A 14,045-nucleotide genomic window follows, 5' to 3' on the forward strand; every position below is an offset into this window, starting at 1 on the left:
TTCGGAAGCCCGCAAAGTTTCAATTTACTGAATTTCAGCAGCCTTCTAATCTGAATTTAGAATGGAATAAAGCAGCGATTGGAAAAGCGATAATAACAAACTGAAAATTATGGCCATAAAAAAACCATCTACTGCAAAGCCGGACACAAAGCCATCTGCCAGTAAGATAATTATAGCATTGATAATGAGCAGAAAAAGACCCAGGGTTAAAATAGTTACAGGCAGGGTGAGCAATACCAGTAAAGGTTTTACGATAAGGTTAAGAAGTGCCAGGACAAGCGCAACAATAATCGCGGTAACATAATTAGCTACGGCCACACCAGGCAGGATTTCAGCTAAAACAAGAACAGCTACTGCAGAAAGCAGGATGCGAAGAATGAATTTCATAATTTAATATTGGTTGATTATGCTGCAAAATTGCAAAAAAAACACCGGATGAAAATCCGGCGTCTAAACTTTGGGTGAAATTTAATATTATTCAACGTCCTGGCTCAATGTTACCGTGGCATAATTACCCGGGTTTACTTTTGGAACTTCCGAACTATAGGTAGCGTTAATTTCTTCTATTATATTGTTGGCTATTACTGCATAACCACGGGGAGTTAAATGAATCCCATCTAGGGAAAAAGCCCCACCGGTCACAAAATCGGCATTTATTATTCCCGCGTCAAACGGAATTCCATCGTTAGCCAGCTGAGTAAGTAAAGCGTTTACATCCACCAAACCGAGATCAAACTGGCTGGCAGCATTTGCAATTGCTTCATTATATGCAGCAGTGGCTGCTTCAACCTCCTGCTGTTCTTCAGGAATTAGCACATATTGATCCTGCAACGGATAAGTAACCCCATTAACCGATAATCTTGCTGCAGTCTCCTGATCCAAACCAAAATTCATGAGCTCTTGAAGCCTTTGCTGATTTACATTCCCTATAATACCAGAGCTGGTAAGCACCAGTAGATCTTCAGCAGTCGCCTGTCTTACCTGGCCAAACTGTAATCCATAAAGCGCAGCAGTTGCAGCGTCTACAGCTCCAGATTCAGTTAGCACCTTTGTAATCTGTTGAGACAAATCAGGCAAAGATTCATCTTTAATCATCACGGGGCTGGCGGCAGTTTCCGAAAAATTAATCATACGTTCCGGAACCTGTAAAAACTGAAAAGCCTGGTTTAATCCGGAAAAAGTAGTATTCAGAGTCGGAATCTGAGGCCCAAAATCAGGATCTTCCGGACTTAAAGGCGCATAGGGTACTGTTGTAAAATAAGGTACTGTGGTCACATCCGGGATATTTAAAAGCACTCCGCCGGAAACATTTCCCGCAAGTGCCTCCACCATTTGGATATAAGCCCCGGTAAAAACCATAGGATCTGTAATATCATTCATACCATAAGCAGCAGGGGAAACACCTGAGCCGGTTTGATTAACTCCTGTTCCTCCTGAAGTGGCATATCCTAACACATCGTTATTTCCTATCCACAATGTGAAAAAACTGGGATCCTGGGCCAGGGCATCTTCCAACACCGTTGCCTGAGGCGAAGAAGCAAACCTTACAAAATATGGGTTTGCCGTAGCCGGCATATTAGCAAGTCCTGTTAAGCTGCCGTAACCGGCATTCAACAGATGAAAACTTTTGGCACCGGGAACCCCCATATTATTGAAAGACCCCTCCAGTACATTAGAGACTTCGGTAGTTGCCCGGGCACCGGTGTAAACCTGCGGACTTGGTTCTCCTTCTTCATCAAAAGCCAAAACCAGTCGGTTACCAAATCCAGGTATTGGCTCGCCGATTGCCAGTAACCCGCCGGCATTATCATTCACAAGCGGTTGACGAAATTCATTAATATCCTGCACCACTGCAAACTGCTGCGCCAAAATATTAGGATAGGAGTTTCTTTGGCCGGAAAGATATAAGGCCCCATCAGCATAACCTGCAGTTAATGAATTTCCAAGGGCAACATAATTAGAAAAATCAGCCTCACCCGTACCATAATAATCCTGTTCATCGATAGGATTTTCCAGTTCCGGCTCACAGGCAACCATTCCTAAAGTAAGAACCGCGATATATTTAAAACAATTTCTCATTGCACTCAAATTAAATTTTGATAGTTAATCCCAATCCCGGCACAAAAGCAGAAGATTTATAAGTTCCTCCAAAAGGAACCGCTACACTATTTTCCCCTTCCCCCTCAGCATAAAAATCATAAGACTCTTCTACCTCTTTAAACCTGCTGTAAAGAAACGAAGCATCTATAGCAAACCTGTCGTTAATATTTATAGATAATCCACCTGTAAAATTGTTGGAATCATTTCGCGGAGTTTCCGGAGCAAAATAGCCCGATTGCACGGGGGATTCATCAAAATAGTAGCCGGCCCGCAGGGTAAAGGTTTTATCCATATAATATTGGAGTCCAAACCTGTATATGGAAGCATCTTTATATTCACGCCGATTGTAGGAATCAGGGATATTTGGATTTGCAAAATCTATATCCAGAGATTCATATACTCCCCAGTAACTATGGTTGTAATCAAAAGCTATAGTCCATTTATCAAGGAAGTGATAAGATGCCCCTACAGTTAACTCTGCAGGCATAGGTAAAGCAGCATCAAATTGGGTATCCTCGAAAGGAGTTTGAGGAGAATTTGGAATATTCTCAAAATTGGCCTCACCACTTTCCGCTTCCAGAATTACTTCTGAACGATAATTGATTCCGAACCTGATGTTTTCGGTAGGGCTGTACATCCCTCCTAAAGACCAGCCCCAGGCATTAACTCCTGAAGCATCCACGGTTATATTGGCACGATCCCCTTCAATATTGCTCAAAGTCCTGGTGAGATTCCTGTTAAAATTAACTGAACCGGTAACGAAAATGGGGCCTCCCCCAATGCTTATCTTTTCTGATATTTTTACAGATGCCAGGGGTTGAATATAAATTGCCTGCAGGTCTATATTATTAATAAGATGCGAACCCGCCCAATCTTCCGGCCACTCCACAGCACTTCCGTATGGGGTATATGCACTTAAACCCAAAGTAAGCCAATCATTAGCTTTATACGAAAAGTAAGCATAAAAAGGAGTACCCACAGGACTGTCAGTATTCGCCATTTGCCCGAATTCTTCATTTTGCCATGTCACTTCAGAAAATACGGCGCTTGCACCAACTGCTACATTAATCTTGTTTTCAAGGTATACCAGTCCCGCCGGATTAAAAAAGGCCAACTCTGCATTATTCACCAATGCCACTCCGGTGTGACCCATAGCCAATGAGCGCTGCCCCTGAAGGCTAACCCGATACCCCCCGGCATGGATTGCGGCAGAGGCTAACACGCAAAGTGCGAGTAAGAATATTTTTTTCATAATTTAAACAGGGTTAAATTTTATATACTTTAGAATATAGTTATCAAAAGTAAAAGAAAATAAATATCAGGCAACAAATACCTAATATTTATTATGCATACATAATAAATTTAACACTTATACAAATTGTATTACTGTTTTATAAAATTCCTTTCTTTTCTCTGCATGTACCCAATGGCCCGCTCCGGGAATGGTTACCAGCTCAGCTTGTGAAAACTGTTCTTCTATTCCCGCCCAATCTTCTTCTTTAATATACCCCGATTTCTCACCCTTTATAAAAAGTGCAGGTTTATCAAAAACATATTGAGCAGGAAGAGCCGCTCCTATATCTTCAACATTATTTTTAAGTGAGTCCAGATTTAGTTTAAGTGCCAGTTTATCCTTGGTTTTCCAGTAAAGATTTTTGAGCAAAAAGAGCCTCGTTCCGGTATCAGGAACAAATTCTTTCAGGAAATCTTCAGCTTCCCCTCGTGATGTAAGCTTTGCTTCATCCAAAGCAGTAAGGCCGGCCAGGATATCTTCATGGTGCGGCGCATAATATTTTGGAGCAATATCCACAATAATTAGCTTCTTAACCAGTTCAGGATGCAGCCCCGCGGTTAACATTGCTGTTTTCCCGCCCATAGAATGACCCATAAGATAAATATCTTTAAGATTCTTCTCCTGGCAATATTCTACTATATCTTCAGCAAGAAGATTATAATTAAAATCATCGCTATGCGGACTTTTCCCATGATTACGTTGATCAACCAAATGAACCTGATAACCTTCTTCAGCAAACTGGTTACCCAGCGTTTTCCAGTTATCACTCATTCCCAGAAAACCATGTAAGATTATAAACGGGGTTCCTTCTCCTATAATTGTTGAATGTAATTTCATTTTATTTCAGCAATTTTAAATATTTCTGAATTGTTTTTTCCATTCCCAGGTACAGTGCTTCCGAAATAAGGGCATGGCCAATGGAAACTTCTTCCAGATAAGGCAGCTGCTTTTTAAAATACCCCACATTTTCCAAAGAAAGGTCGTGGCCGGCATTTACTTCCATTCCGAGATCGTGTGCAATTCCCGCACATTCCGCATAAGATTTTACAGCGTCTTTATCTCCTTTGGCATAAGCTGCCGCATAGGCTTCAGTATATAATTCTATTCTGTCTGTTCCGGTTTCTACTGCAGCTTTTACCATTTCGGGATTAGGATCTACAAAAATAGAACAGCGAATATTGTTCTGCTTGAATCCTGAAATCACCTCTTTCAAAAAACCTTTGTATTTTACAGTGTCCCAACCTGCATTGGAGGTAATAGCATCTTCATCGTCAGGAACCAAAGTTACCTGGGCAGGACGCACCTGCAGGACAAGATTCACAAATTTTGTAATGGGATTTCCTTCTATATTAAATTCAGTAGATAGCACAGGGCTAAGGTCCAGCACATCCTGATAAGTAATATGCCTTTCATCTGGCCGCGGATGCACAGTGATCCCCTCAGCCCCAAAAGATTCAATATCCCGGGCCATTTGCAGCACATCTGGAATATTGCCGCCACGTGCATTGCGGAGTGTGGCAATCTTATTTATATTTACGCTTAACTTGGTCATATTTCTTGCTTTTAGTAACAAAAATACGAAGTTGCTCCTGCCTTATTGAACATTATTTTGATTAATTTGCAGAAAAAGGAGCGCTTATGAGTATGGAAGAAAATATTTTGAATGACATTGCCATCCTGGATCTGTCAGATAATATAGGAACCACCCAGGACCTTTTTAATAACCTCACCTACACCCACCTGCCCGTTGAAAAAGACGGAATTTACATTGGTTGTATTTCAGAAAATGATATTCGTTGTTTTGATGCAGGAAAATCCCTGGAAGACTATCAATATTCCCTGGAGGGATTTTTTGTACGGGAAACAGCTTACTGGCTGGACATCCTTGAATCTTTTGCTCAAAATGACACTAATTTGCTTCCTGTTTTAGACGAGGAAAATAAGTATTGCGGATATCTGGAAATTAATGATATCATCAATCTTTTTAATGAAACTCCTTTTTTAAATGAAGCAGGAAATATTCTTGTTGTTGCCAAAGGCTTTAAAGATTATTCATTTAGCGAGATAAGCCAGATTGTGGAATCTAACAATGGCCACATTTTAGGTGCCTTTATTTCTAAAATTGAAAATGATGTGGCTGAGATTACCGTTAAAACCAGCCCTGTGGGTATGAATACAATCATTCAGGCCTTCAGGCGCTATGGATATAATATTGTGTCTGAACACCAGGAGGACACCTTCCAAAGGAATTTGAAGGACAGGTCTAAATATCTTGATAAATATCTGAATATTTAATTTCTCTAATTCTTTTTCAGTTAAAACAAAAGTAAACAGCAAAAAACCGTGAAGATGAAAATAGGAATTTATGGTCAGTTTTATCATGCCAATGCGGGAAAATATATTTCTCAACTTCTGGAATTACTGGACAGGGAGAATGTTGAAGTAATTATAGAAGAACATTTTCTTGATCTCATTAATAAAAATGAAACCATAAATAAAGAATACAGCCATTTTCGCACTTTTGAAGAACTTGATAATTCTTACGATTTGTTTTTCTGTATTGGCGGAGACGGAACTATTTTAAAATCGATTAATTATATCCGGGATCTGGACATTCCTATTCTCGGCATAAATACCGGAAGGCTTGGCTTTCTTGCCACTATTCAAAAAGAGGAAATTGAGGCAACCATCCACAGTATCCTAAAAAAAGAATATAGCATTACTGAAAGAAGCCTGTTGCAGATTTCTACCAATCCTGAAAATCATGACAAGGTTTTTGGGCCTGCGGCTCTTAATGAAATAGCGGTAAGCCGCAAAAACACCACTTCAATGATCACGGTAGATACCTGGCTGGATGACCAGTATCTCAGCTCCTACTGGGCAGATGGAGTAATTATTTCCACCCCTACCGGCTCCACAGGCTACTCTTTAAGCTGTGGCGGTCCGGTTATAACTCCAGATGTAAATTCCCTGATTATTACGCCTATTGCCCCACATAACCTGAATGCCCGCCCTTTAGTGATTAAGGATAATACCAAAATTAAAATGAAGGTTTCCGGAAGGGAAAAAACTTATCTTGTCTCTATGGATTCCCGGATAGCCACATTGCCCAATGAAACCGAAATTACAATTGAAAAGGCTCCCTACGCTGTCAAAATAGTTGAATTACATGGAGACAGCTTCCTGAAAACCCTTCGCAAAAAGTTACTTTGGGGAGAAGATAAGCGCAATTAAGCAATAAAAGGTTCCAAATTCTGTTAATGACTATGTACAAAAATGCTCAGATTATTGTGGAGCAAACATAATTGTTATATTTGCAAACTTTTAAAAACCTATGAAGCATCTACTTGCTCTTGTATTTATGGTTATTGCCGCCACTTCTTACTCCCAAACTTTTGAGCTTGGTCCGTTTATTGGTGGCAGCAATTACATAGGAGATGTAGGAAAAACCAACTATATCAACCCTAACAGGTTGGTGGGAGGAGCATTATTTAAATGGAACAGGAGTCCGAGACATGCTTTCAGGCTATCCCTGCTATATGCTGAAATAGCGGCAGATGATGCCAGCTCCAATGAACCCAGAAGACAAGCCAGAGGTTATTCTTTTGAAAATACTATTGCCGAAGCATCTTTGGGAGTAGAGTTTAATTTCTTTAATTTCGATTTGCACGAAGACACACCACAGAGTTCTCCCTATCTCTATACCGGCCTAACCTATTTTAGGGCAGATCACGTTTACCTGCAAAATGGAAGGGCGGGCAACCTGATAAATGAAAGTTCAAACTGGGAGTTTGCCATTCCAATAGTTTTTGGTTATAAAGAGACAATTACCAAGCATATAGTGGGAGCTCTGGAAATTGGCGGTCGCTTCACCTTTACAGATAATTTAGATGGAAGCTGGCCGGAAGAATTGCTGGGGAGAAGAGCTCCCTCCATAGAATTTGGAAACAGGAATACTACAGATTGGTATGTATTCACAGGTGTGAGCCTTACTTTTAACTTTGGTAGAAAACCTTGTTATTGCAATTTATAAATGGCCTACAGAGACGAAATAAACCTTGAGAAATTGCCCAGGCACATCGCTGTGATTATGGACGGGAATGGCCGTTGGGCCAAAAAAAAAGGTTTTCTGAGAGCTATGGGGCATGAAGAAGGCACTACAGCGGTAAGGGATGTGGTAGAAGGCTGCGCCGAAATTGAAGTGCAGAATCTCACCTTATATGCTTTTTCTACCGAGAACTGGAACCGCCCTAAATTAGAAGTTGACACCTTAATGAAGCTGTTGGTTTCCTCCCTTCGAAAGGAAATTAAAACCCTGCAGGACAATAATATCCGGCTAAATGCGATTGGTAACTTAGAAACCCTTCCAAAAAAAGCAAGGAAGGAATTGAAAGAAGTCATTGAAAAAACAGCCTCCAATAAAAGGATGGTGCTTACCCTCGCGTTAAGCTATGGATCCCGTGAGGAATTAGGCAATTGTATCAAAAGAATTTGCAATAAAGTTAAAAACAACGAATTATCTGCTGATGCCATTGATGAATCAGTTATTAATGAGCATCTTTACACCAGTGATTTACCAGACGTGGATCTGCTAATAAGAACAAGTGGAGAACAGCGTATAAGCAACTTTCTGCTATGGCAAATTGCCTACGCCGAATTGTATTTTACAAATATTTTATGGCCGGATTTTAGAAAAGAAAACCTTTTTGAAGCCATTTACAATTATCAAAACAGAGAACGAAGATTTGGAAAAACTAGTGAGCAACTTGGTTAATGCATTCACATTTAAAAGAGTCCTGGCTCTTTTCGCATTCATATTTATATTGAGTTCATCTACACAAGCTCAGGATTTACCTCTTGCCAACGGAGAAAAATATATTATAGGTGATATTAAAGTTACCGGAAATACCACTTTTAATGAGCAAACTGTAATTGCCTATACGGGATTGAGAAAAGGTGAGGAAATTTACATCCCGGGACAGCGTTTAAGCAAAATTGTACAAAAACTGTGGGATATAGGTAGTTTCAGCGACATCAATTTTTACATTACCAATGTTGAAGGCAATGTTGCCGATCTTGAACTTGAAATACAGGAAGTACCCCAACTGGCCGAGGCCCGTATCCAGGGAATCAGAAAGAAAAGAAAGAAAGAAGAACTGCTCGAGGAAAATGAACTTACCGCCGGCACCAAGGTAACCGAAAACCTAATTACCACCACCAAAAACTATATAGAAAACAAGTATAAGAAAGATGGTTATTTTAACACCAAAGTAGCCATTAATACCATTCCGGTACAGGATACTGCCAATGCCAACAGAGTAAATATGGTGGTTAATGTAGACCGTGGAGAAAGAGTAAAAATTGACGATATTGAGTTCATTGGAAACGAAAAATTTTCAGACGCCAAACTAAGGCGCAGCATGAAGAATACCAAGAAAAAGAATTTCTTCCGGTTCTGGAAAAGATCAAAATTTGTACGTGAAGATTACCAGGAAGATAAAGTTTCATTAATAAATAATTACAAAGAAAGCGGTTTCAGGGATGCCAGAATTGTTTCCGATACACTTATTAGACAAGGTGATAAAGATATAGCCCTGCAGTTAAAAGTTGAAGAAGGAGACCGCTACTACATAGGTGATATTGAATTTATAGGAAATAGTGTATATACAGACGACCAGTTGTCCAGGGTTTTCGGAATCCAAACCGGAGATGTATATAATGGTGTACTTCTCGATAAAAGGATTATGGACAACACTAAACCTGATGCCCAGGATTTGACTAATCTTTATCAGAACAACGGTTATCTGTTTTCCAATATCAATCTTGTGGAAACCAATGTTGAGAACGACACCATAGATTTTGAAATCAGGATTACTGAAGGTAAAGAAGCCTTTTTTAATGAAATACGGGTTACAGGAAACGACAGAACAAAAGACCATGTAATCTATCGCGAACTTTTAACCAAACCGGGACAAAAATACAGCAAGGCCAATGTGATTGCCACCATAAGGGAGTTGGGACAACTTGGTTTTTTTGATGCCGAGCAACTGGAACCTCAGTTTATAGACCCCAACCCGAATACGGGAACATTAGACCTTGAGTATTCCGTAGTGGAATCCGGGGCAAGCCAGATAGAACTCCAGGGAGGTTACGGAGGCGGAGGTTTTATTGGTACCCTAGGCCTGTCTTTTAACAATTTCTCTTTAAGCGGGATTTTTGATAAGGAATCTTACCGGCCAGTGCCTATGGGAGACGGGCAAAGTCTCTCTTTACGTGCGCAGGCCAGTACTTACTACCAAACCTACAGTCTTTCGTTTCGTGAACCGTGGCTGGGCGGGGTAAAACCGGTAAGTTTTTCTACTTCCTTTAGTTATACAAGACAATTCCTTTTTGATTACGTGAACCGGGAAGCAGACAGGAGCCGAAGCTTTGACATTCTGGGGGTAAGTGTGGGACTGGCAAAACGCCTGAGTGTGCCGGACAGGTATATGACCGTTTCCCACTCGGTAGGTTTCCAAAGATATGACCTTAATAACTACAACACCGGCCTCTTCTCCTTTGGAGACGGATATTCAAATAACCTTACCTACACGTTTGGCTTAACAAGGGATAACACCTACACCAACCCGGTATTTCCTGTAGGAGGATCACAATTTCGCCTTACCGCTAAACTTACTCCCCCATACTCCTTGTGGAATGGCGTAGATTATGCTAATTTAGGTGAGCAGAGGGAATTTCAGCTGGAAGACGAAAACGGAAACCTAATCAATAATGAAGGAGCCAGGGTGAGCCCTGAGAATGCTGTTCCGGACCGGAGTAAGGTTGACCAGGAAAAATTCAAGTGGCTGGAATTTTATAAAATCAAATTCAACGGAACCTGGTATACTACTTTAGCCAATTTTGGAGCAAGCAAAAACCTTGTCCTACGAACAAACGCCGAATACGGTTTCCTTGGAGCTTACAACAATGATCGGGGTGTTCCTCCTTTTGAACGTTTTTACCTTGGAGGTGACGGTCTTGGAGCTTACAGCCTTGATGGTAGGGAGACCATCCAGTTAAGAGGATATCCAAAGCAGTCTGTAGTACCACTTGACAGGACTTCTGGAGCTACTGATGACGGGGCAACTATCTACAACAAATATTCATTGGAGTTAAGATTTCCAATTACTCTTAAACAATCGGCTTCTATTTACGCGCTTACTTTTATGGAAGGTGGTGCTTCCTATGATAATTTCAGGGATTTTAACCCTTTCCAGCTTAACAGATCTGCCGGGGCAGGAATAAGAATTTTTATGCCGATGTTTGGATTACTGGGAATAGATTTTGGATACGGATTTGATCCTATTGTTGGGCAACCCGGGCCTAATGGATGGGAAACCCACTTTATCCTTAACCAGCAGTTTTAATTTGGCACGGTATTTTCTATATTCGAATTATGAAAGGTAGAATAATAATTTTTACATTTCTAACCGCGATTTTAGGATGGAGTGCTACTGCACAAAAATCTTTCCGTGTAGGTTATGTAGATATGGAATATATTCTGCAAAACGTTCCACAGTACCAGCAGGCGTCTTCACAATTAGACGCAAAAGTACAGGAATGGAGAAAAGAAGTTGAAGAAAAAAAGCGACAGATTGACGGAATGAAAGCTCAGCTTGATAATGAGCGTGCTCTTCTTACCAAAGAACTAATTCAGGAACGGGAAGAAGAAATTAATTATCAGGAAGAACAGGCGCTGGATTATCAGCAAAAAAGATTTGGCCCCAATGGGGATTACATGATTCAGAAAAAACAGCTCATAAGACCTATTCAGGATCAGGTTTTTACTGCGGTACAGGAAATTTCCGAAAACAGGAATCTGGATATGGTGTTTGACCGTACTGCTAACAATGGGATGATTTATGCCGATAAGGAATATGACATTAGTGACCAGGTTCTAAGAAGCATAAACCGTGCTGCCAACAGAAGGCAAATTGAATCCCCCGAAGAACGGGAAGCACTGGAAGAGGAAGAAGGAAGAACAGTTGAGCAGGATGAGAAAATTGCCGAAGAGCAGCAGGAAGTACAGGAAAAAAGAAATGAACGGGAAGCACTTATAGCGGAGAGACAAAGACAGCGGGATTCTATAAAAATCGCTAAACAAAAGGAACTGGAAGCGCGTCGGGCAAGGATAATTGAAGAGCGCCAGCGCCGTATAGATTCTATTAGAGCTATAAGACAGCAAAAAGATAGTATAAACGATAATTAAACCATAAATTCTTTAACAATTAATAACTATTAACAATGAAACAATTCAGAAGACTTTTTATAGCTTTAGCATTAACACTGGGAGCTACTGCTTTTACAAACGCTCAAACCAAAGTTGCCCATATCGCCACACAGGACCTGGTAGAAACCATGCCGGCATATAATGATGCTATGACACAGCTTGAAAAGCTGGAAAAAACCTACGATGCCGAAATTAACGATATGTTGACTGAAGCTCAAAAAACCATGCAACGCTACCAGTCTGAAGTAGAAACAGTGACCGATGAAGAAAACCAGAAGCGTTCTCAGGAAATGCAAATGACACAAAGGAGAATCCAGGAGCATAGCCAGAAAGCGAGACAGGAACTACAAAAGAAACAAAATGATTTAATTGCTCCAATCATTGAAAAAGCGCGCCAGGCAATTCAAAGAGTAGCCAGAGACCAGGGTTACGATTATGTTCTGGATTCCACTACCGGAACAGGAGTTATTCTTGCTGATGGATACGACCTTATGCCGGATGTAAAGAAAGATCTGGGAATTTAAGATTCTCGTCTAAATATTTATAATCAAAAACTGCGCGCTATCCCGCGCAGTTTTTATTTTTGCTATTATGAGTTCTCATCCTATAGGCATTTTTGATTCAGGAGTGGGCGGGACTTCTATATGGAAAGAAATTCACCATCTCCTCCCCCATGAAAGAACTATTTATCTTGCAGACAGCAGGAATGCCCCGTATGGAGAAAAAACTGTGGAGGAAATTCGTCGTCTTTGTTATAAAAATACCGAAAGCCTACTTTCCATGGGCTGCAAATTAATTGTGGTGGCCTGCAATACAGCCACTACCAATGCTATTCTGGATTTACGATCTACTTATGAAGTACCTTTTATAGGTATAGAACCTGCAATAAAGCCCGCTGCCCTAAAATCCCAAACCAGGACTATTGGGATACTTGCCACTAAAGGAACATTAAGCAGCGCACTATTTTCAAAAACTTCGGAACTATATACTCATAACATTGAAGTTATTGAAGTAGAAGGAAACGGACTGGTGGAACTGATAGAAAGCGGAAGAAAAGACTCTCCGGAAACTGAAGAATTGCTGAAACGACTTCTAAAACCAATGCTGCTGAAGCGAATTGATTATCTCGTTTTGGGCTGCAGCCATTACCCGTACCTGATTCCTGTTTTAAAAAAAATACTTCCACCCAATGTTCATATTATCGATTCGGGAGAGGCAGTCGCAAGGCAAACAAAAGCTATTCTTGAAAAGAAAATGCTAATAAGCAGGCTCAGCAATTATCCTATTCCGGAGTTTTTCAGCAATAAAAACCCTGCAGTAATGGCAGAACTTACTGGTTCAGAAACCAATAACTATAAAGTTTCCTATCTCGATTTTTAATTATTTACCGCCGGGCATTTACAATCGTAAGGCTCACGATTTTTACCAAAGTTATACCCCAATGTAATTTGATGAAATCCGCTATTACTCAGCACCAGCGAATTAAGCTGATAGCTAAAGGTGTATCCTACGAGGAAACGTTTATAATTAACCCCTACAAAAGGTGTGATGTATCGCAAGGTCTGGCTTTTTATTTCATTACCGGTGGTGGTATATTCTGCACCTTCAAAAGTGTTCCTATAAGAAATTCCACCCCAAACCTGTCCAAAATCAACTTCCTTATAGGCTTTTAAATTGATATCGATACTTTTTTCAGCAGTTTCTTCCCTTAACTGGAACAGCACAGATGGCTCCAGGCTCAAACCAGGCCCTACATCTTCAAAAACATATCCTGTAGAAAAAAGATATTTCCGCTGATTGCCGGGTACTGCATCTGAATAAAAAAGTTCCCGGTTTACCGAAAGAATATTTTTAGCGCTAAGGTGCGCATAAAAATTCATCAGATAGTAAGAAACCCCCAGATCCATATTTGCATAAAAATCAGATTCATTGCCACCAATTATAGGATCATACTCGTTAAAATTGCTTACATCAAGCCTGTGCTGAATTAATCCGGCGCTAATGCCAAAGGATAACTGATTAAGATTCACGGCATTTCGGGAAAACATAAGGTGATAAGCAAAGGTGGCATAGGCTCCGCTCCTGGAATAATTTCCATTGGAATCATTAAAAAGTATCCCTCCCAAGCCAACTTTGTTACCAACTCTCCCGTTCACACTCAGCGTTTGTAAGTTTGGTGCATCTTCCACGTCAAACCATTGCTGCCGTGCAGTAAGCCTTATTTGGTTAGTATTGGCAGCACCCGCCATAGAAGGGTGCAATAAATATAAATTATCGGTTAAATAATCGGAATAAACCGGAATAACTTCCTGGGCTTTGGCCGGGAGTACAAAAATAATCAACATTAACAGAAGAAAGCATTGTACGACGTACCGCTTAAAA

14 protein-coding genes are annotated in these 14,045 nt (G+C 40.5%); 8 read left to right on the plus strand and 6 right to left on the minus strand.

What is annotated here, in order from left to right; translation table 11 throughout:
- Window positions 1-45 precede the first annotated feature (45 nt).
- The 5 genes from RM539_RS00315 to RM539_RS00335 all read right to left on the minus strand — a co-directional run bounded on the left by RM539_RS00315 (window position 46) and on the right by RM539_RS00335 (window position 4,946).
- Complete coding sequence (locus RM539_RS00315; protein WP_311501472.1) at window positions 46-387, minus strand: phage holin family protein; 342 nt, start codon at window positions 385-387, stop codon at window positions 46-48.
- 87 nt (window positions 388-474) lie between these two features.
- Window positions 475-2,079 carry an SGNH/GDSL hydrolase family protein gene (locus RM539_RS00320; protein ID WP_311501473.1) on the minus strand — a complete coding sequence of 535 codons (1,605 nt, stop codon included), beginning with the start codon at window positions 2,077-2,079 and terminating at the stop codon, window positions 475-477.
- Window positions 2,080-2,089: 10 nt separating this feature from the next.
- A complete protein-coding gene (locus tag RM539_RS00325) occupies window positions 2,090-3,352 on the minus strand; it encodes an OmpP1/FadL family transporter (protein WP_311501474.1) in 1,263 nt (420 codons plus the stop codon).
- Window positions 3,353-3,469: 117 nt separating this feature from the next.
- Entirely contained in the window at window positions 3,470-4,231 is a 762-nt protein-coding gene (locus tag RM539_RS00330) for an alpha/beta fold hydrolase (RefSeq protein ID WP_311501475.1), read from the minus strand.
- Between the two features lies 1 nt (window position 4,232).
- Complete coding sequence (locus RM539_RS00335) at window positions 4,233-4,946, minus strand: pyridoxine 5'-phosphate synthase (RefSeq protein ID WP_311501476.1); 714 nt, start codon at window positions 4,944-4,946, stop codon at window positions 4,233-4,235.
- 86 nt (window positions 4,947-5,032) lie between these two features.
- Between RM539_RS00335 and RM539_RS00340 the strand changes: the two genes are divergently transcribed.
- The 8 genes from RM539_RS00340 to murI all read left to right on the plus strand — a co-directional run bounded on the left by RM539_RS00340 (window position 5,033) and on the right by murI (window position 13,043).
- Window positions 5,033-5,689, plus strand: coding sequence for a CBS domain-containing protein (locus RM539_RS00340; protein ID WP_311501477.1), 657 nt, complete (start codon window positions 5,033-5,035; stop codon window positions 5,687-5,689).
- A gap of 54 nt (window positions 5,690-5,743) precedes the next feature.
- Window positions 5,744-6,628 carry an NAD kinase gene (locus RM539_RS00345; protein WP_311501478.1) on the plus strand — a complete coding sequence of 295 codons (885 nt, stop codon included), beginning with the start codon at window positions 5,744-5,746 and terminating at the stop codon, window positions 6,626-6,628.
- Window positions 6,629-6,728: 100 nt separating this feature from the next.
- Window positions 6,729-7,427, plus strand: coding sequence for a type IX secretion system protein PorG (gene porG / locus RM539_RS00350; protein ID WP_311501479.1), 699 nt, complete (start codon window positions 6,729-6,731; stop codon window positions 7,425-7,427).
- Window positions 7,428-8,168: an undecaprenyl pyrophosphate synthase gene (gene uppS / locus RM539_RS00355; RefSeq protein ID WP_311501480.1), complete on the plus strand. Its 741-nt coding sequence runs from the start codon at window positions 7,428-7,430 to the stop codon at window positions 8,166-8,168. It abuts the gene before it with no gap.
- Window positions 8,140-10,800, plus strand: coding sequence for a BamA/OMP85 family outer membrane protein (locus RM539_RS00360; protein ID WP_311501481.1), 2,661 nt, complete (start codon window positions 8,140-8,142; stop codon window positions 10,798-10,800). The genes uppS and RM539_RS00360 overlap by 29 nt, the downstream gene beginning before the upstream one ends.
- 29 nt (window positions 10,801-10,829) lie before the next feature.
- Entirely contained in the window at window positions 10,830-11,642 is an 813-nt protein-coding gene (locus tag RM539_RS00365) for an OmpH/Skp family outer membrane protein (RefSeq protein WP_311501482.1), read from the plus strand.
- A 35-nt stretch (window positions 11,643-11,677) separates the two neighbouring features.
- Complete coding sequence (locus RM539_RS00370) at window positions 11,678-12,187, plus strand: OmpH/Skp family outer membrane protein (RefSeq protein ID WP_311501483.1); 510 nt, start codon at window positions 11,678-11,680, stop codon at window positions 12,185-12,187.
- Between the two features lie 64 nt (window positions 12,188-12,251).
- Entirely contained in the window at window positions 12,252-13,043 is a 792-nt protein-coding gene (gene murI, locus RM539_RS00375) for a glutamate racemase (protein ID WP_432264605.1), read from the plus strand.
- Here murI and RM539_RS00380 read toward each other — a convergent pair.
- The gene (locus tag RM539_RS00380; protein ID WP_311501485.1) at window positions 13,040-14,008 is read right to left on the minus strand and encodes a PorP/SprF family type IX secretion system membrane protein; all 969 of its coding nucleotides are present in this window, start codon (window positions 14,006-14,008) and stop codon (window positions 13,040-13,042) included. The genes murI and RM539_RS00380 overlap by 4 nt on opposite strands.
- Window positions 14,009-14,045 lie beyond the last annotated feature (37 nt).

This window comes from Autumnicola musiva (genome assembly GCF_031846585.1).
GTDB lineage: Bacteria > Bacteroidota > Bacteroidia > Flavobacteriales > Flavobacteriaceae > Autumnicola > Autumnicola musiva.